The following is an 18016-nucleotide window of genomic DNA, read 5'->3' on the forward strand; positions in this document are numbered from 1 at the left end:
GAGAAAGAACAGCGGCTCGGCGCCCTGGACGAGGATGTCGTTGACGCACATGCCCACCAGGTCGATGCCGATCGTGTCATGCCGCCCCAGTTGCTGGGCCAGCTTGAGCTTGGTGCCCACGCCGTCGGTACCCGATACCAGCACCGGCTCCTTGTAGCGCCCGGCCAGGTCGAACAGGCCGCCGAAGCCACCCAGGCCACCCATCACTTCCGGACGGAAGGTGCGCTTGACCAAGGGCTTGATGCGTTCGACAACGGCGTTGCCGGCGTCGATATCCACGCCAGCGGCGCGATAGGTGAGGGCGTCGGACATGGGGCGACCCAGGTGAAGTTCGGGAAGCGAGCAATCATACCAGATGAGCGTAGTCGCCTTTGGGCTTTGGCAACCCCCGCCATTGGACGATCGGTCGCGGATTCGGCAGACTTCCTCTGTTTCCCTCCACGGACGAATCCCCATGCGCCTGACCCGCCAGCTACTTGCCGGCTTTTGTTTCAGCCTGTTCCTGTTGCTGACGGTAGCCCATGCGCAGCAGGCGTCACCCTATACCGTGGCGATACCGGTCAAGGACACCTCCGAGCAGGCCCGTGATCAGGCGTTCGGCGAGGGCCTGGGACAGGTGCTTGCCCGTGTGGCCGGCGGGCAGGACCTGCGTGGCAAAGCCGGGTATGGCGACGTGATCAAGGGCGCAACCAGCCTGGTGCAGCAGTATCGCTACACGCGCAACGCGCCCAATGTATCGACTGGGGTGAGCCTGTCGATCACGTTTGACCAGGCCGCAGTCCAGCGAGCCATCGCGCAGATGGGGGTGGCGACCGCAGGCGTGAAGCCGCCGGTGTTGCTGGTCGTACGGGGAGAAGACCACCGCGTGCTGGACAAGAGCGCCCTCGCTACCCTCGGCCAGACTGTTGCCTCGCGCGGCTACGGCGTGGTGTTGGCCGATCCGGACCAAGTAGGCGATACGCCGACCGTATCGAGTGTGGACCCTGAGGAAGTCATGGCGCTTGCCAAGCAATATCACACGGGATTGATACTGGTGGGTCAGGTGCATGGCAATGGCAACTCCGCCGACTGGAACCTGATTTCCGGAGGTCCGCAGCAACGCTGGAGCACGCAATCGCCCGATGGCAACACCATGCAGGCCGACGCCGGCAACAACCTGGCCGATCGCCTGGGCAAGCAACTCAACATGATCGGTACATCCAACGTGGATGGAAAACTATGGGTGGTTGGCCTCAATTCGGCCATGGACTATGCCAACCTGCTGTCGGTGCTGCATAACGATCCGATGGTGCATCAAGTGACTACACTGAATGCCCAGGGCGACGGCATGCTGTTTTCGATCAAGGCCGGGTTGCCGATCGATGCCTTGTCGGCGAATCTGACCGCCAGTGGTCGTCTGTTGCAGGGGCAGGCCCATGAAGGCGCCGACGCCAGCCTGCGCTGGCTGCACTGATCGGGCAGCAACGCATCGGATCGATCACGCGCCGGCCATGTCGGCAACGTCACGATCCGATTCCACGTCATTCGTAAGGAAGGCACTCGTGTCGACACCGTCCCATACGCCCAATCAGCAGGATATTTCCCGCCGTTGGCAGATCCTCGCCATCACGGCAGTCATCTGCTACCTGGTGTGGCTGTTGGCACCGGTGCTCATGCCCTTCGCGGTTGCAGCGATGCTTGCCTACCTTGGCGATCCGCTGGCCGATCGGCTTGAGCGCATTGGTTTGGGGCGCACCCTGGCTGTATCCATCGTTTTCCTGGTAATCGCGCTGCTCGCGGTCGGCGCACTGTTGCTGCTGATTCCGTTGATCTCGCGCCAGATCGAGAACCTGGTGCAGAACATGCCGCGCTACGTAGAGTGGGTGCGTGTCACGGCGCTACCGTGGTTGCAGCACAAACTGCACTTGGACCCGGACGTGTTCGATACCGACCGCCTGGTGCAGACGATCAAGGAACACATGGATTCGATCGGCGGCGTGGCATCGACCGTCTTGGGCAAGCTTTCGCGCTCCAGTGTCGGGGTGGTGATGTGGATGACCAACCTGGTGCTGATTCCAGTCGTGGCGTTCTATCTGTTACGCGACTGGGATCGCCTGACCGCGTGGATCGATCACATGCTGCCACGTTCGATCGAGCCGACCATCGCCTATCTGGCACACGAATCGGACATCGTGCTCGGTGCCTTCGTGCGCGGCCAGTTGCTGGTGATGATGGCGCTGGGCGTGTTTTATGGAGGCGCACTGGGCATCGTCGGTCTTTCCGTTGGGCCATTGATCGGCATGATCGCGGGCCTGCTGAGCTTCGTACCGTATCTGGGCTTCATCGTCGGTTTCGGTTCGGCCATCATTGCCGTGCTGGTGCAGTATGGCGACTGGACCCATCTGCTGATCGTGGTCGGCGTGTTCATCGTCGGCCAATTGCTGGAAGGCTATGTGCTGGTGCCACGCCTGGTTGGCGAAAAGATCGGCCTGCATCCGGTTGCGGTGATTTTTGCGGTATTGGCTGGTGGCTACCTGTGCGGTTTTCTGGGGGTGTTGCTGGCCCTGCCGGCGGCATCGGTGATCATGGTGGTGCTACGTTACCTCGCCGAGAGGTACCGGCACAGCGAGCTCTACACCGAGGAAGGTCCTCAGGACCCAGTGATTGCCGAAGTGGATGTCACCATCGACACGGAAAAGGGTGAGGTCGAGACAGAAACCCGAGTGATCGAGAAGGGCGGCAAGACGTCATCATGATTCCGCAGTTGCCGCTTGTCCTGCGCTGGCCGCGTCGCCAACGCTTCGAGCATTTCTATTCTGGTTCCAATGACGCGGCGCTGGCTGCGGTGCAGGCTGTAGCTGAAGGCCGGGATGCCTCATGGCTGTACCTCAATGGCCCGTCCGGCAGCGGCAAAAGTCATCTGTTGATGGCGGCCTGTCAGGTCGCCAATGAGCGCGGCTGCACGGTGCAATACCTGCCGCTGTCGCGTCTGCCCGATCCAGCGGCGGCGATCCGAGGTGTCGTTGGTGGCGATCTGCTGGCCATCGACGATCTCCCGGCCATCGCCGGCCTGCGTGATGCCGAACACGCATTGTTCGACGTCTACAATCAGTCGCGCGCCGAGGGCACGGTGTTGCTCTTCGCCGCCGATGCCGTGCCGGCATCGCTGGGCCTGGGACTGCCAGATCTGCGCTCGCGCCTGGGAGCCTGCCAGCAAGTATCGCTGCGGCCGCTGGATGATGAAGAGCGTCGCACGGTATTGAAGAAACACGCGGCCGACCGCGGCATTGGCCTGGACGACACCGTCCTGGATTGGCTCTTTGCACGCTATGCCCGAGACCTTGGTGGCCTGTTCGACCTGTTCGATAAACTCGACCAGGCCTCGCTGGCAGCACGCCGTAAGGTGACGGTACCGTTCTTGCGAGAGGTATTGAGGGAATATCCGTGAGGCCGTCCGCTCCGCGGACAGTGAGAACCAAAAGAGCGTAATCCGAGGCGCTTGCTACGAGCGCCTAACTCCCGACGGGCTGCAAAGCCGTCGGCTTCACAGCTCGCGCAGCGAGCGGCCTTACAGGCTAGACCGAAGATCAGCCGACCTCACGCCTTCAGCAATGAAGGCGTCGCCTGCTGTCCGATCGCATCGACCATCGCCTGCGCGACATTCAGATTACCGGCGACGATATTGCCGCTCTCGGGAATGCCATCGCGACCGGCGAAATCGCAGTAGCGACCGCCTGCTTCGCGGACCAGCAGCACGCCTGCGGCCATGTCCCAGGGCTTAAGGCCGATCTCGAAGTAGCCGTCGTAGCGAGCGGCGGCGACATAAGCCAGATCCAGGGCGGCCGAACCCGAACGGCGGATGTCTTCGGCCTGGCCGAGGATGGCGCGCGTCATGTCCAACTGCGGCGCGAGATGCTCGCGCTGACGGTAGGGAAAACCTGTGGCGATCATGGCGCCGCCCAGGTTCTCGCGCTTGCTGACGCGGATGCGGCGATCGTTGAGATAGGCGCCATCACCCTTGCTGGTGGTGAATAGTTCATCGCGCAGCGGATCGAACACTACGCCATAAACCGGTTCGCCGCGGTCGAGCAAGGCGATGGACACGGAAAAGTGCGGGATGCCGCGAAGATAATTGTGCGTGCCGTCGAGCGGATCGATCACCCAGACCAGCGGGCCCTTACCAATCGAGCCACCTTCCTCGCCGAGGATGGCATGGGCGGGATAGGCGCGGCGCAGTTCCTTGACGATCTCGGCCTCGGCCATGCGATCGACTTCGGAGGCGAAGTCCATGCGTTGCTTTTCGACGACATTGAGGCCGTCGATGCGGTTCATGTAGCGCAGGATCACGTTTCCAGCGGCGCGAGCGGCGCGCACCGCGACGTTGACGGCGGGTCTTGGCATGGCTTCGGCTTTCAAAAGAGCGGGTTACGGTCTCACATTCTAGCAGGTTGGCAGGCTTCAGTGGGACGATCGATGCTTGGGGTCTTAGAGAACGGGGACGGGAGGCGGGGGTGCGACATCCCCGGTAGCAGGCCGTCCAGGTTGCGACAAATGCAGGCAATTTGGTCGTCAGGCGAAGGTCGGCGAACTGGCGCCCGGCTACCCGTCTCCCATCCCCCGCCTTGCATGCATCCTTTATCCTTGCCTATTTCCCCCTAAGCCTGCCCATGTCCTCTGAACTTATCCGTTTCGTCCTCGTCCGCACCTCCCATCCGGGCAATATTGGCAGCGCCGCGCGTGCCATGCGCACCATGGGGTTTACGAAGATGGCGCTGGTGGCTCCCCACCGGTTTCCCCATCCGGATGCGGCAGCGCTGGCGGCAGGGGCGGACGAGGTCATGGGGAGTGCAGGGGTGCACGAGGAACTGGTCGGAGGCCTGGCCGGCTGCAGTCTCGCCCTGGGATTATCCGCGCGTCGCCGTGGCGTAGACCTGCCCGAGCTGACTCCGCGAGAGGCTGCCGAACGCGTCCTGGCCGCCGCCGCGCGTGGCGAGCAGGTCGCCCTGGTTTTTGGCAATGAGCGCACCGGCCTGGAGAACGAGGAACTGGCCCGCTGCCATGCCATGGTGCGTATCCCCAGCGTGGACGATTTCAGCTCCCTGAACCTGGCCCAGGCCGTACAGGTGATGGCTTATGAACTGCGCTTGGCTTTCCTGGGCGATACCCCGCTGGCGCCGCCCCCGCGTGAAGACGCCGAGCCGCCAGCCGACGCGCAAAAGATGGAGCGCTTCTTCACCCATCTGGCGCAGACCCTGGAAGACATTGAATTCCACAAGGGCCGCTCGCCGGGCGTGATCATGCTCAGGCTACGCAAGCTGTTCCAGCGCGCCCAGATGGACGAACGCGAATTGCGTGTCCTGCACGGCATTCTGGCCGATGCACAGCGAATGGCTGGGTTGGCGAGGAAGGAGTGAGGTCGCTCGCTGTGCGAGCTGTGAGGCCGCTCGCTGTGCGAGCTGTGAAGCCGGCGCTACGCGCCTGTGAGACCGTCTGCTGCGCAGACTGTAAGGAGTGGAGAGAAAAAGCACAGAGCCAGACCGATAGCCTGGTTCATGCCCTTGCTTTTCTCTCCTCACAGCTCGCGTAGCGAGCGGCTTCACAGGCGCGCAGCGCCGGCCAGCGGCTTCATCCCGTCTCGTCATCGGACGCATCGGCTTGCAGCGGTAGCGTGACCAGGAGCTTATCGATGCGGGCACCGTCCAGGTCGACGACTTCAAAGCGGATGCCCTGCCAGGTGAATACTTCGCCGGTTTGCGGGATATGGCCCAGGGCGACCATCACCATGCCGGCGGCGGTGCGGTATTCGTGTTCCTTTTCGCCAGGTAGGTGATCGACGCGAAGCAGTTCGCGCAGGTCGTCGCTCGATAGCGAACCGTCGATCAGCCAACTGCCTTCCCCACGGGGGACGATCGGCGAATTTTCCTCGTGATTGTGCCCGTGGCTGTGGCCTAGCTGGCTTACGCCGACCACGGCGGCGAGCAGATCGTTGAGGGTGACCAGGCCTTCGATATCACCGTATTCATCTACCACCAGCGCCATGGGGGTTTCCGCATCGCGGAACTCTTCCAGCAGGTCCAGCGCCCGAGCGGTCGCCGGTACGTACAGCGGCTTGGCCATGCGCGCGAACATGTCTGGTTGACCACCACGGTAGTGGCGCAGCAGGTTCTTGACCTCGATCACGCCAACCACATCGCTTTGGTCGCCGCGATAGACCGGGTAGCGCGAGTAGGGGGTGTCGCGCAGCACTTCGTCGTTTTCCGCCGGGGTCGCGGTGGTATCGAGCCAGGCGATGCGCATGCGAGGCGTCATCACGCTATCGACGGTGCGATCGCCCAGGCGCAACACACGATTGACCATGTTGTGCTCGTCGCGATCCAGTACCCCTTGTTCGGCGCTTTCAGCAACCAGCAGACGGATTTCCTCTTCCGTTGCCGCCTCGCGACTGCCGCCCTCGATGCCCAGCAGGCGCAGCAAGACCCCACTGGAGGCATTGAGAAGCCAAACGAAGGGGGCGCAGACGCGCGACAGCACCAGCATCGGCATGGCCACGTAACCGGAAGCGCGCTCGGGCGAGGCCAGGGCCAGCCGCTTGGGTACCAGTTCACCGACGACGATCTGGATGAAGGAGATAAGCACGAAAGCCAGTACGACCCCGATGATGCGTGCGTAGGGTTCCAGCCAAGCGGCGCGTCCGCCGTGAATGGCATTGCCGATGTGATCGCCCAGGGCGTCGCCAGCCACCGCGCCGGTCACCAGCATCACCAGGGTAATGCCGACCTGCACCGTGGAAAGAAAGTGCTCAGGCGCCTCGGCGTGGCGCAAGGCCACCCGTGCGCGGCGGCTGGTCTTGGCCATCTGCTTGAGGCGGCTCTTGCGGGAGGCGACCAGCGCCATTTCCGACAGCGCAAAAAAGCCGTTGCAAAGCGCAAGAAGGATGACAAGCGCGATTTCGGTCAGCATCGCGGCGGCTGTGGTCTAGGTTCCATAGGAGGGCAAGTGTAAAGGCAACCGCCAGCGGCTCAAGGCCCCCCGGGTTTGTCAGGGCCGGGTGCGGGCCTTCGCGGGTGTCCTGTAACATATTGGACATATTGACCCTTCCCCGGATCGCTTCCCATGTTTTCACTGCAAACCATCTTCGGCAAAGGCGACAAGTTCTACGGCCTGCTCGAGCAAAGTGCCGAAGCGGCCCGGGACAGCGCCAGAGCCCTGCACGACCTGGTATCCCGCAAGGAGCACGCGCCAGTGATGGCTGCCTTTGCCGCCAGCCGGGCCCGCGAGAAGGCCCTGGCCGCCCAGATCAGCGAGGAACTGGTCAACACCTTTGTGACCGCCCTGGACCGCGAGGACATCGAGGCACTCAATTCGGCGCTTTACAAGATTCCCAAGACCATCGAAAAGTTCGCCGAGCGCTACGACATCGTCAGCGTACGCCTGTCGGATATCGATTTCTCCCCGCGCACCATGGTGCTTGAACGTTCCACGGTGGTGGTGCAGGAAATGATCGGCGAATTGCGCCGAGGCCTACGCATCGATCCGGTGAAGAAACTGCAGGACAGCCTGCAAACCCTGGAGGCCGAGGGCGATCGCATGCTGCTGGCACCGTATCGCACGCTCTACGTGGAAAACAACGATGCCATGCGCGCGATGCTCGCCAAGGACCTGTTCGAACTGCTGGAAAAGGCGATCGACAAATGCCGGGACGTTGGCAATATCGTCTATTCGATCGTGCTGAAGAACTCCTGAGGCTTCGCCCGATGCGTCTGGCTTATCGCTTCTGCCTGGCCATGGGGGTTCGCCCATGAGCCTGTTCTTCGTCGTCGTATTGATTGCGCTGGCCTTTACGTACATCAACGGCTTCCACGACACCGCCAACTCCATCGCCACGGTCGTGGCTACCAAGGTACTCACGCCCATGCAGGCGGTGCTGCTGGCGGCGGTCACCAATCTGGTCGGCGCGCTGTGGGGTACCGCAGTGGCCGCTACCATTGCCTCAGGCATGATCGACACCAGCGTGATCGACGTGGGTCCGCAGTTGCTGATCTGCGCCTTGCTGGGCGCGACCATCTGGAACCTCATCACGTGGTGGTGGGGGCTGCCATCCAGTTCCAGCCATGCACTGATCGGTGCCCTGGTCGGGGCCGCGTTGGCAGCCTCGGCGGGTAATCTTCACTCGGTGATCTGGTACCAGCCAGGTCCGCACTGGTGGAAGGCCGGCGGCGTCGTGCCCAAGGTGATCGTGCCGATGGTGGCATCGCCCATCATCGGTTTCGTGCTGGGCTTCTTGCTGATGGGCGCGCTGTATGCGCTGCTTGCGTGGTTCTCCTCGCGCAAGGGTTTCCTGTTCCGCTTGGGCCGCACGCCCTTCGTGAACAGTTTCTTCGGCAAGGCTCAGATACTCTCAGCGGGTGCGATGGGCCTGGCGCATGGTTCCAACGACGCCCAGAAAAGCATGGGCATCATTGCCTTGGCGCTGGCTGGCGGGACCGCCGCCGGCCAGTTCGACCACCTGCCGGCCTGGCTGGATTTCCTGCGCATTCACGGCGATGCCCACGGCGGTTTCGCCGTGCCGCTATGGGTGGAAATACTTTGTGCACTGACCATGGCCGCCGGCACCGCCGGTGGTGGCTGGCGCATCATCAAGACGCTGGGCCACAACATGGTCAAATTGCATCCCATCAACGGTTTTGCAGCTGAAAGCGGCTCAGCTGCCGTGATCCTGACCGCCGCATCGATGGGATTGCCGGTGTCCACCACGCACAACGTATCGGCCTCGATCATGGGCGTGGGTGCGGCCAAGCGCTGGAATGCCATCCGCTGGTCGGTGGTCAAGCGGATGGTCTGGGCCTGGGTGCTGACCCTACCCATTACGGCGTTGCTGGCGTATGGGCTGGTGCGTGCGCTACAGGCTGTCGGCGCCTTTTGAGCGCCGACAGGCTAGGAGTGAGTAACTAGGAGTAAGGAGCGAGAGAAAACCCGTCCCTCAAGGTCGCAGGGACTGCTTACTTCTCTTCACTTACTCCTAGGCTTTCAAAGCTCATCCCCTCCCGCAGCGACCAACTGCTCCAACTGATCTCCCAGCGTGCCCACCTCCTCGATCACGCGCTTCAACTCCGCTGCGTCGAGCAGGTCGTAGGGACGGTTTTCGCACAGGTGCAGGAAGGGCGAGCCATCCAGGTCGGTCACGGCCAGAAACCCGGTGCGCTGCTCCCAATTGAAGCGCAGGCAGCGGCGGGCGTCCGCACCCGCCAACGGGCCCACGGGCGTGGAGATACGCAGGAACCGGCGGCCGGACTCATCTTCCAATTCGGCCAAGTAGATGCCCTGGTGGCGATTGCGCGGCAGGACCAGGTCAAAGCTGATCAGGTATGGGTCGTTGTGGCGCAGTGTGTGCTGGCTGCCGATGTGTGATCGCACGGCTTCAAAGTGACGCATGGGGAACAGTCCGGGATTTACGACGGGCGTACTTTGCCACGGGTGGGAAATCGATGGGTTAGCGTTACGATATGCGGTCATGAACCAAGCCCATGACCGCGTGTTCGCCGCCATCGCCGCCATCCCGCGTGGCCGTGTCGCCAGCTACGGCGCCATTGCCCAGCGTGCGGGATTGCCGGGTCGGGCTCGCCTGGTCGGCAAGTTGCTCGGTGAGGTTCCCGAGGGCATGGTGCTGCCGTGGTTCCGCGTGCTGCGCTCCAGCGGCCAGATTGCCTTTCCGCCGGGTAGTCGTGGTTTTCGTGAACAGAGCCGCCTGCTGCGCGCCGAGGGTGTGGAAGTAAAGAACGGCCGGGTCCCCCTGTCGCGCTTCGGCCTGGATGCGGATGTCGATCGGGCGTTGTGGGGAATGGCAGACGGGTGAACGTCTGCGCCGGAACTGCCGGTCCCGGTCCCTATGGCACACGGCGGCAAGCGTGCGGACTTGCACCCTCGCCAGCCTTTCATCCGTCGAGCAGCTAAGCACCACTCCCGCCTCGCGACCCGCCTTTGCTAGCATTCGACGCGATGGCTTCCACTCCCCTCGATATCCTCCAGAGCGTTTTCGGTTACTCGCAGTTTCGCGGTCAGCAGCAGGCGATCGTTGAGCAGGTTGCCGAGGGCGGCGATGCCCTGGTGCTTATGCCCACCGGTGGCGGCAAGTCGCTGTGCTACCAGATTCCGGCCTTGTTGCGACAGGGCACGGCTATCGTGGTATCGCCGCTGATCGCACTGATGCAGGATCAGGTCGATGCCCTGCGCGAAGCGGGCGTATCGGCGGCATATCTCAATTCCACGCTTGCCTCCGACGAACAGCGTGAGGTCGAACGGCGATTACTGGCCGGAGAACTCAATTTGTTATATGTCGCCCCGGAGCGATTGCTTACCGGCCGTTTCCTTGGCTTGCTGGAACGGACCGAGATCGCCCTGTTCGCCATTGACGAGGCGCATTGCGTGTCGCAATGGGGTCACGATTTTCGGCCTGAATATCGCGAATTGGCTGTGTTGCACCAGCGTTTTCCACAGGTGCCGCGGATCGCGTTGACCGCCACCGCCGATGCGCGTACCCGGGAAGAGATCGTCGAGCGTCTGGCGCTGGAACAGGCCAAGCAATTCGTTTCCAGTTTTGATCGCAGCAACATTCGTTACCGCGTGACGTTGCGGCACAACGCCCGGCGGCAACTACTGGATTTCCTCGATGGCCATCGTGGCGAGGCAGGTATCGTCTATGCCATGAGCCGGCGCAAGGTCGAGGAAACGGCCGAGTGGTTGGCGGGTGAGGGTATTGAAGCGCTGCCTTATCACGCCGGGCTGGATGCCGCCATACGCGCGGCCAACCAGCAACGTTTCCTGCGGGAAGACGGCATCGTGATGGTGGCGACGGTGGCATTCGGCATGGGAATAGATAAGCCCGATGTACGTTTCGTCGCGCACCTGGACTTGCCGCGCAGCATGGAGGGCTATTACCAGGAAACCGGGCGAGGAGGACGCGATGGCCTGCCTGCGGAGGCCTGGATGATCTACGGCCTGGCCGATGTGGTCACGATGAGCCAGATGATCGCGCAGTCCGAATCGGCCGATGAGCGCAAGCGTGTCGAGCGCCAGAAGCTCGAATCGTTACTGGCCTACGCCGAGGCCACGCAATGTCGTCGCGAGTTGTTGCTCGGTGCTTTTGGAGAGACCTATAAGGGGCCATGCGGCCACTGCGACAATTGCAGCGAACCGCCGCGCACCTGGGATGCCACCATTCCAGCGCAGAAGGCGTTGTCGTGTGTTTATCGCAGCGGCCAACGCTATGGTGCAGGTCATGTCATCGACATCCTGCGCGGCGTGGACAGCGAGCGCATGAGCCAGCTTGGCCATGATCGCCTGAGCACTTTCGGCATCGGGGCGGACATGGATGCCCGGCACTGGAATTCCGTATTTCGCCAATTGCTGGCGGCAGGCCTGCTTGAGGCGGATGCCGAGGGCTTTGGCACCTTGCGCCTGACCGGCTCCAGCCGCGATGTGCTGGTGGGCAACCGGCGCGTGTCGCTGCGTGAAGACACGCGTCCCGAGCGACGTTCACGTCGACGTGCCGACAGCAAGCTGGTCACGGGCGGCAGCCTGGGCATCGAAGCCTACGAGCAGCCGATGTGGGATTCCCTGCGTGCCTTGCGCGCGCAACTGGCCAGGCAGCACGGCGTACCAGCCTATGTGATTTTTCACGATGCCACGTTACTGGGCATGCTGCGCGCGTTGCCCTCCACGGAAGAGGAAATGGCGTCGATCAGCGGCGTGGGAGAGGCCAAGCTCAAGCGCTACGGCAAGGATTTTCTTGCCGTGATCAATGCTGGAGCAGAGTAGGTTGTTCCAGGAATCGGGCTTTGCCTGAATATCCGCTCAGGTTTCGACTTGTGCGAGCGGACGAGGCAGCTTAAAACCGTCCTTGGCATGGGAGGTGGCGAGCGCAGGATGATGCTCTCGAAGGTCCCTGCCGTGCCTCCCCCATCGAAAGGAACCGCCGCATGCATGACGCCCCGCTCATATTCACCCTGGTCGGCGGCATCGTGCTCGCATTTGTGTTCGCCGCGATCGCGCACCGGCTGAAACTGCCGATCCTGGCCGGCTATCTGTTTGCCGGCGTGGTAGCTGGTCCGTTCACGCCAGGCTTCGTGGCCGATGGCGCCCTGGCGCACCAGTTGGCCGAACTTGGCGTGGTACTGCTGATGTTTGGTGTGGGCCTGCACTTTTCGTTGAAGGATCTGCTGGCGGTCAAGGCCATCGCCATTCCGGGCGCATTGGGGCAGATGGCTGTCGCCACCGTGCTTGGCCTGTTGCTGGGCTGGCTGGTCGGCTGGCCATTTGCCCAGGGCTTCGTGTTCGGTCTTGCGCTGTCGGTAGCTAGTACCGTGGTGCTGCTGCGGGCACTGGATGAGCGCCGGCTCATGGACACCGAACGCGGTCGGCTGGCGGTAGGCTGGTTGATCGTCGAAGACTTGGCCATGGTGCTGGCCTTGGTGCTGCTGCCGGCCATTGGCGCGGCTTCGGGCGACGGTCAGTCCGGCCTGTCCTTCGGGGCCTTGTTCGCCACAGTCGGATTGACGCTCGGCAAGGTTGCCTTGTTCATCGTGCTGATGCTGGTGGTCGGCAAGCGCGTCATTCCATGGCTGCTCAAGACGGTGGCGCACACCGGTTCGCGTGAGCTGTTTCGCCTGGCGGTGCTGGCCATTGCCCTGGGCGTGGCTTTTGGGGCGGCTGGCTTGTTCGGCGTGTCCTTCGAACTGGGAGCGTTCTTCGCCGGCATGATGATGGGCGAATCCAAACTCGCCCACGACGCGGCGGAAGAAACGTTACCGTTGCGCGATGCGTTCGCCGTGTTGTTTTTCGTATCGATCGGCATGCTGTTCAACTACCACGTGCTGCTTGAGCACCCCTTCATTGTGTTGGCGGCCCTGGCGATCATCGTGATCGGTAAATCAGCCGCGGCACTGGGGATCGTACTGGCGTTCAAGCGTCCCCTGCGTACCGCCCTGACCATTGCGGTCAGCCTGGCGCAGATTGGCGAATTTTCATTCATCCTGATCGGCATGGGTGTCAGCCAGAACATGGTGTCGCGCGAAGCGCAGGATGTACTGCTTGCCGCGGCGATCATCTCCATCCTTATCAATCCCTTTATCTTCAAGTGGCTCGATCGCCGGTTGGCGACCGTGGATGCGCATGAGAGCACGGGGCAGGACAGGTCTGATGCCGTGCCCGAACTTCAGCCTGCATGGCATCGCACGGCGCTCAGCGGTCATGTGGTGATTGCCGGTTACGGTCAGCTCGGCCAATTGCTCGGAGAGAAGATCCGCGTGTTGGGCGTGCCATTGCTGATTTTGGAAGAGGGCGAGGATCGTCTGGAACTGCTGCATGCCAGCGGCATCGAGGCAATTCCCGGTAATGCCTCGCGTGACGACGTACTGGATGCGGCGAACCTGCCCAGTGCGCGAGCCCTGATCGTCACGTTGCCAGACGCCTTCGAAAATGGCGAAGTGATCCGCGTCGCACGTATGCTCAACCCGTCACTGCGCATCATTGCGCGCGCCGATTCATCCGAATGCAAACAGCACCTGGATGCGCAAGGCGCCGACGTGGTGTTGTTGATGGAGCGGGAGATGGCTCGCGTGATGGTGCAGCATCTGGATGGCGAACCCGTGCCGGTATGACGTGTGATGCCCTCGTCAGACGGCCACTTGCCAGCGCATGACCGGCTCATTGGCTGGACGCGAATGCAATAAGGCCAGGGCAGGCAGATGGCGCCAGCTCTCGATGTCTTCGGGCAGGCGCGCCTGCGGATGATTGCCGCGCAGCGCGGCAATGGCCGCTTCAAGCGTTTCGTGGCGTCCCACTTCCTGCTCGCCGCACAGGCTGCGCCAGCGGCGACCGTGTTGCACGATGCGGAACAAACCTGTTTTCGCGGAATAGACGTATTGGGCTAGCACGGTGATCAATCTGCAATCCTTGGGGCGGGCGTACTTTACGGATCGGGCGTGACTGATTCGTCAGCAGGAAGTGACATTTTGATGGCCTGCTGACTGGTTGTTCAGGAAGAGCCATCGTGCGGCGAGACGGGCTGGATGTGCGGGGCCTGTGTCACCTGCACTGTATCGGCCCTGCGTGGATGCGCGCAGATGCGTTCGGCGGCCTACAAGCCTGAGCAGGTCGACGACATTCCGATTAGCCATCTGCATCCCGATCATGTGGCTGGTCTAGTCGCCGATGGGAACCCCGTGTTCATCCATGCCACCGTGCACGTGGCTAAGGCCGATGCCGAGTTCTGGCTGTCGCAAGTGCATGCCGGGACCGCATAGGCCGATAGCAAGGCGTTCTTCCAGGGCGCGATGACATCGATAAAGCCATATCGCGATGCCGGCAAGCTGGTCACGTTCGATCATGACGGCGAGGTGGTTGCCGGTTTCTATGCGTATGCCACGCCTGGCCATACGGCAGGGCATACCGCTTATGTACTCGATAGCCACGGCAAGCGTCTGGCCTTCCTCGGTGACCTCATCCACGTAGCGGGGGTACAACTGGCTTCGCCGCGAGTCACGGTGGGCTTTGACAGCGACGAAAAGCTGGCCTACCAGTCGCGCCAGGATGCGTTCGCCAAGCTGTCGCGCGAAGGCGTGCTGGTCACCAGCAGCCATTTCAATTTTCCTGCCTTGGGGTACCTGCGGGCGGCGGATAAAGGCTGGCAATGGATTTGGGCCGATTACGATTCGCGCGTCGAGTAAGCCTGGCCGCACGATCCCCTGACCCGTACCGGTCAGGGGTGCCGCTCGAGGGATGGAAGTCAGGCCATGGCGGTCTGGCTTCGGTGTAGCGGGGCACCTTGGGCGCGGTAGAAGGGGGCGGTCGAACGTGCGAGTGCTGGCCGTCCGCGAATCGCGTCGGCAATCTTTTCGGCCATCATGATGGTCGGTGCATTGAGATTGCCGGTGATGACCTGCGGCATGATCGAGGCATCGACGACACGCAGGCCTTCCATGCCGTGTACGCGGCCTTGGCCATCGACGACGCACATGTCGGTATCGCCCATCTGGTTCGAGCAGGAGGGGTGATAGGCCGTTTCGGCGTGCGCACGCACGAATGCATCGAGCTGGGCATCAGTGATTAGATCGGCACCGGGAGAAATCTCGCGGCCGGTATAAGGTTGCATGGCCTTTTGCCGAAAGATGTCGCGCGTGATGCGAATGGCCGAACGAAATTCGCGCCAATCCTGCTCATGCGACATGTAGTTGAACAGAATGCTCGGGTGCATGGCCGGGTCCCGCGAGCGCAGGTGCACGCGGCCACGGCTGGGTGAACGCATCGAGCCGACATGTGCCTGAAAGCTATGCACCTTGATCGGATTGGACCCATTGTAGTTCACCGCGATCGGCAGGAAATGGTATTGCAGGTTCGGCCATTCGAACTCTTCCTCCGAGCGAATGAATCCACCGGCCTCGAACTCGTTGCTGGCGCCCAGGCCAGTGCCGGCGAACAACCATTCCGCCCCGATCTTCGCCTGGTTGTGTAGCCTCAGTGCGGGTGCGATCGATACGGGTTGCTTGCACTCATATTGCAGGTACATCTCCAGATGGTCCTGCAGGTTGGCACCCACGCCGGGCAAGTGATGCACGAGCGGTACGTCCAGGCTGCGCAACAGGTCCGCCGGCCCCACGCCAGAGCGTTGAAGAATCTGCGGCGAAGCGATAGCGCCACCACACAACAGCACTTCGCGGCGCGCGCGTGCCTCGCGTGGCTCCTTGCTGCGATCGAGCCATGCCACGCCAATGGCGCGCTTGCCAGAAAACAGGATGCGATCGGTCAGCGCGTGCGTGACGATGCTCAGGTTGGCGCGCGAGCGTGCCTGGTCCAGGTAGCCGCGCGCTGTGCTGGCACGACGGCCATGGGGCGTGACTGTGCGATCCATCGGACCAAAGCCCTCCTGCTGATAACCATTGAGGTCTTCGGTACGCGGATAACCCGCCTGCACACCAGCTTCGACCATGGCGTGATACAGCACGTTATTGCCAACCTTGGGCGTGGTTACGCTGACCGGCCCATCAGCGCCATGGTAATCGTTGGCACCGATATCGCGGCTTTCCGCTTTCCTGAAGTAGGGTAGGCAGTCGGCGTAAGTCCAGTTTTCCAGGCCTGGGCGCGTGGCCCAGTGGTCGTAGTCCATGGCGTTGCCACGGATGTAGCACATGCCGTTGATCAGCGATGAACCGCCCAGCCCCTTGCCTCGGCCGCATTCCATGCGCCGGTTGTCCATATGCGGTTCCGGGTCGGTCAGGTAAGCCCAGTTGTAACGTCGTCCCTGCAACGGGTAGGCCAGCGCAGCAGGCATCTGCGTACGAAAGTCGAGACGATAGTCGGGGCCACCGGCTTCCAGCAGCAGCACGGTGGTCTGGGCATCTTCGGTCAGGCGCGTGGCAAGCACGTTGCCCGCCGAGCCGGCACCGATGATGATGTAGTCGTATTCCTTGATCGATGGCATGGGTAACTCCGCAGAAAGGCATCGGCGGCCGTGGAGGCGGCCACCGTGGCTGGTGTACAGGTCGGGGATTTTTCAGAACGCCGAGGCGTAGGGTCCCAGTTCGACTTGCACCGACTTGATACGCGTGTAATGGCCGAGCGTGCTGATGCCGTTCTCGCGACCGACGCCCGATTGCTTGTAGCCGCCGACGGGCATTTCCGCTGGGGATTCGCCCCAGGTGTTGATCCAGCAGATGCCGGCCTGGAGCTGATGGATGATCCGGTGCGCGCGGGCGAGATCGGTGGTGACGACGCCAGCGGCCAAGCCGAAGGTGGTGTCATTGGCACGACGGATGGCTTCGTCCTCGGTGTCGTAGCTGAGGATGCTCATCACCGGTCCGAAAATTTCTTCACGCACGATGGTCATGTCATCGCGGCAGTCACTGAAGACCGTCGGCTGCACATAGGCTCCCTTGGCGAAGTCACCGGAAAGCTCGCGTTCACCGCCCGTCAGCACCGTGGCACCTTCGGCCCTGCCGGAAGCAATCAGCGACAGCACTTTTTCCATGTGCGCGAAGCTGGCCATCGGGCCGAAGTTGGTTTCCGGCTGCAAGGGATCGCCCATGCGGATGCGCTTGACGCGTTCGACTACAGCCGTTTCGAATGCATGCTTCATCGTGGCCGGCACGAATACACGCGTGCCGTTGGTGCAAACCTGGCCAGAACTGAAGAAATTGGCCGTCACGGCGATATCTGCCGCGCGCGCCAGGTCGGCATCGGCGCAGACGAGCAGTGGCGATTTGCCGCCCAGTTCCATCGTCACTTCCTTGAGCGACGACTGCGCCGCATGCGCCATGACCTTTTTGCCGGTGGCGACGCCGCCGGTGAAGGAGATCTTCTCGATGCGAGGATGCCCGGTCAGCCATTGGCCTACGTTCTGGCCCTGGCCATGCAGCACGTTGAACACGCCGTGAGGTACGCCGGCCTGCGTGTAGATTTCGGCAAGCTTGATGGCTGTCAGCGGCGTGACCTCGCTGGGCTTGAACAGCATCGCGTTGCCGGCGGCGAGCGCCGGCGCGGATTTCCACAAGGCGATCTGGATGGGATAGTTCCAGGCGCCGATGCCGGCGACCACGCCGAGCGGTTCACGACGGGTATAGAAGAAGCTCGACTCGCGCAACGGCACCTGTTCTCCCTCGATCGCCGGGGCTAGCCCTGCGTAATATTCGAGTACGTCGGCACCGGTCACAATGTCCACGGTGGAGGTTTCGGCGAAGGCCTTGCCGGTATCGAGGGTTTCCAGCATGGCCAGTTCGTCGTTGCGGGCGCGCAGGATGTCCACGGCACGGCGCAACACGCGTGAGCGCTCCATGGCGGTCATGGATGCCCATACACGCTGGCCCACTTCGGCACTTTGCACGGCACGCTCAACGTCGGCTTGCGAGGCCACCTGGACTTGGGCAAGAACGTCGCCGTTGGCCGGGTTGATGGTCTGGAAGGTCTCGCCGCTGGTCGCTTCGACCAGGGCGCCGTGGATATAGAGTTTTTGTGTTTCGAACTTCGCCATGATGCGTATTCCGTGCGA

At 62.4% G+C, this 18016-nt stretch carries 16 protein-coding genes and 1 pseudogene; 10 read left to right on the top strand and 7 right to left on the bottom strand.

Features of this window, described 5'->3' with window-relative positions:
* Positions 1–312: AIR synthase related protein (locus tag VF436_RS13650; RefSeq protein ID WP_330904577.1), on the bottom strand; the 312-nt coding region annotated here is incomplete at its 3' end.
* Positions 313–454: 142 nt separating this feature from the next.
* On the opposite strand from VF436_RS13650, the gene VF436_RS13655 reads away from it, so the two are divergent.
* From VF436_RS13655 to hda, 3 genes are all read left to right on the top strand, one after another.
* Positions 455–1453, top strand: a complete 999-nt coding sequence (locus VF436_RS13655; protein ID WP_330904578.1) for a DUF2066 domain-containing protein — start codon at positions 455–457, stop codon at positions 1451–1453.
* 88 nt (positions 1454–1541) lie between these two features.
* Positions 1542–2735 carry an AI-2E family transporter gene (locus VF436_RS13660; protein ID WP_330904579.1) on the top strand — a complete coding sequence of 398 codons (1194 nt, stop codon included), beginning with the start codon at positions 1542–1544 and terminating at the stop codon, positions 2733–2735.
* Positions 2732–3427: a DnaA regulatory inactivator Hda gene (gene hda / locus VF436_RS13665; protein ID WP_330904580.1), complete on the top strand. Its 696-nt coding sequence runs from the start codon at positions 2732–2734 to the stop codon at positions 3425–3427. The genes VF436_RS13660 and hda overlap by 4 nt, the downstream gene beginning before the upstream one ends.
* A gap of 149 nt (positions 3428–3576) precedes the next feature.
* On the opposite strand, the gene VF436_RS13670 is transcribed toward hda, so the two are convergent.
* A complete protein-coding gene (locus tag VF436_RS13670) occupies positions 3577–4380 on the bottom strand; it encodes an inositol monophosphatase family protein (RefSeq protein WP_330904581.1) in 804 nt (267 codons plus the stop codon).
* A 266-nt stretch (positions 4381–4646) separates the two neighbouring features.
* On the opposite strand from VF436_RS13670, the gene VF436_RS13675 reads away from it, so the two are divergent.
* Complete coding sequence (locus tag VF436_RS13675) at positions 4647–5393, top strand: RNA methyltransferase (RefSeq protein ID WP_330904582.1); 747 nt, start codon at positions 4647–4649, stop codon at positions 5391–5393.
* A 211-nt stretch (positions 5394–5604) separates the two neighbouring features.
* Here the strand turns inward: VF436_RS13675 and VF436_RS13680 are convergent, their stop codons facing one another.
* Entirely contained in the window at positions 5605–6939 is a 1335-nt protein-coding gene (locus VF436_RS13680) for a hemolysin family protein (protein ID WP_330904583.1), read from the bottom strand.
* A 153-nt stretch (positions 6940–7092) separates the two neighbouring features.
* On the opposite strand from VF436_RS13680, the gene VF436_RS13685 reads away from it, so the two are divergent.
* Together VF436_RS13685 and VF436_RS13690 are read left to right on the top strand one after the other, a co-directional pair.
* A complete protein-coding gene (locus VF436_RS13685) occupies positions 7093–7722 on the top strand; it encodes a pit accessory protein (protein WP_330904584.1) in 630 nt (209 codons plus the stop codon).
* Between the two features lie 55 nt (positions 7723–7777).
* Complete coding sequence (locus VF436_RS13690) at positions 7778–8902, top strand: inorganic phosphate transporter (protein WP_330904585.1); 1125 nt, start codon at positions 7778–7780, stop codon at positions 8900–8902.
* Between the two features lie 104 nt (positions 8903–9006).
* Here VF436_RS13690 and VF436_RS13695 read toward each other — a convergent pair whose 3' ends face one another.
* Positions 9007–9411, bottom strand: coding sequence for a hypothetical protein (locus VF436_RS13695; RefSeq protein ID WP_330904586.1), 405 nt, complete (start codon positions 9409–9411; stop codon positions 9007–9009).
* 79 nt (positions 9412–9490) lie between these two features.
* Between VF436_RS13695 and VF436_RS13700 the strand changes: the two genes are divergently transcribed.
* The 3 genes from VF436_RS13700 to ybaL all read left to right on the top strand — a co-directional run bounded on the left by VF436_RS13700 (position 9491) and on the right by ybaL (position 13634).
* Positions 9491–9832: an MGMT family protein gene (locus tag VF436_RS13700; protein WP_330904587.1), complete on the top strand. Its 342-nt coding sequence runs from the start codon at positions 9491–9493 to the stop codon at positions 9830–9832.
* Positions 9833–9975: 143 nt separating this feature from the next.
* Positions 9976–11793 carry a DNA helicase RecQ gene (gene recQ, locus VF436_RS13705; RefSeq protein WP_330904588.1) on the top strand — a complete coding sequence of 606 codons (1818 nt, stop codon included), beginning with the start codon at positions 9976–9978 and terminating at the stop codon, positions 11791–11793.
* Positions 11794–11954: 161 nt separating this feature from the next.
* Positions 11955–13634, top strand: a complete 1680-nt coding sequence (gene ybaL / locus VF436_RS13710; RefSeq protein ID WP_330904589.1) for a YbaL family putative K(+) efflux transporter — start codon at positions 11955–11957, stop codon at positions 13632–13634.
* A gap of 15 nt (positions 13635–13649) precedes the next feature.
* On the opposite strand, the gene VF436_RS13715 is transcribed toward ybaL, so the two are convergent.
* Positions 13650–13910, bottom strand: coding sequence for a hypothetical protein (locus tag VF436_RS13715; protein ID WP_330904622.1), 261 nt, complete (start codon positions 13908–13910; stop codon positions 13650–13652).
* A 189-nt stretch (positions 13911–14099) separates the two neighbouring features.
* Here VF436_RS13715 and VF436_RS13720 point away from each other — a divergent pair.
* Positions 14100–14702: pseudogene (locus VF436_RS13720) on the top strand (MBL fold metallo-hydrolase).
* Between the two features lie 59 nt (positions 14703–14761).
* Here the strand turns inward: VF436_RS13720 and betA are convergent.
* Both betA and betB read right to left on the bottom strand, forming a co-directional pair.
* On the bottom strand, positions 14762–16453 hold the full coding sequence (gene betA / locus VF436_RS13725) for a choline dehydrogenase (RefSeq protein ID WP_330904590.1): 1692 nt from the start codon (positions 16451–16453) through the stop codon (positions 14762–14764).
* A 72-nt stretch (positions 16454–16525) separates the two neighbouring features.
* On the bottom strand, positions 16526–17998 hold the full coding sequence (gene betB / locus VF436_RS13730; RefSeq protein WP_330904591.1) for a betaine-aldehyde dehydrogenase: 1473 nt from the start codon (positions 17996–17998) through the stop codon (positions 16526–16528).
* Positions 17999–18016: the final 18 nt, after the last annotated feature.

The sequence above is a fragment of the Dyella sp. genome (assembly GCF_036384435.1).
Taxonomy (GTDB): domain Bacteria; phylum Pseudomonadota; class Gammaproteobacteria; order Xanthomonadales; family Rhodanobacteraceae; genus GSA-30.

Bases quoted from the DNA above. Each gene is read 5' to 3' on its own strand.
- betB (WP_330904591.1), bottom strand. From the start codon at position 17,998: ATGGCGAAGTTCGAAACACAAAAACTCTATATCCACGGCGCCCTGGTC.
- ybaL (WP_330904589.1), top strand. From the start codon at position 11,955: ATGCATGACGCCCCGCTCATATTCACCCTGGTCGGCGGCATCGTGCTC.
- VF436_RS13700 (WP_330904587.1), top strand. From the start codon at position 9,491: ATGAACCAAGCCCATGACCGCGTGTTCGCCGCCATCGCCGCCATCCCG.
- VF436_RS13695 (WP_330904586.1), bottom strand. From the start codon at position 9,411: ATGCGTCACTTTGAAGCCGTGCGATCACACATCGGCAGCCAGCACACA.
- VF436_RS13675 (WP_330904582.1), top strand. From the start codon at position 4,647: ATGTCCTCTGAACTTATCCGTTTCGTCCTCGTCCGCACCTCCCATCCG.
- VF436_RS13690 (WP_330904585.1), top strand. From the start codon at position 7,778: ATGAGCCTGTTCTTCGTCGTCGTATTGATTGCGCTGGCCTTTACGTAC.
- VF436_RS13680 (WP_330904583.1), bottom strand. From the start codon at position 6,939: ATGCTGACCGAAATCGCGCTTGTCATCCTTCTTGCGCTTTGCAACGGC.
- recQ (WP_330904588.1), top strand. From the start codon at position 9,976: ATGGCTTCCACTCCCCTCGATATCCTCCAGAGCGTTTTCGGTTACTCG.
- hda (WP_330904580.1), top strand. From the start codon at position 2,732: ATGATTCCGCAGTTGCCGCTTGTCCTGCGCTGGCCGCGTCGCCAACGC.
- VF436_RS13655 (WP_330904578.1), top strand. From the start codon at position 455: ATGCGCCTGACCCGCCAGCTACTTGCCGGCTTTTGTTTCAGCCTGTTC.
- betA (WP_330904590.1), bottom strand. From the start codon at position 16,453: ATGCCATCGATCAAGGAATACGACTACATCATCATCGGTGCCGGCTCG.
- VF436_RS13670 (WP_330904581.1), bottom strand. From the start codon at position 4,380: ATGCCAAGACCCGCCGTCAACGTCGCGGTGCGCGCCGCTCGCGCCGCT.
- VF436_RS13685 (WP_330904584.1), top strand. From the start codon at position 7,093: ATGTTTTCACTGCAAACCATCTTCGGCAAAGGCGACAAGTTCTACGGC.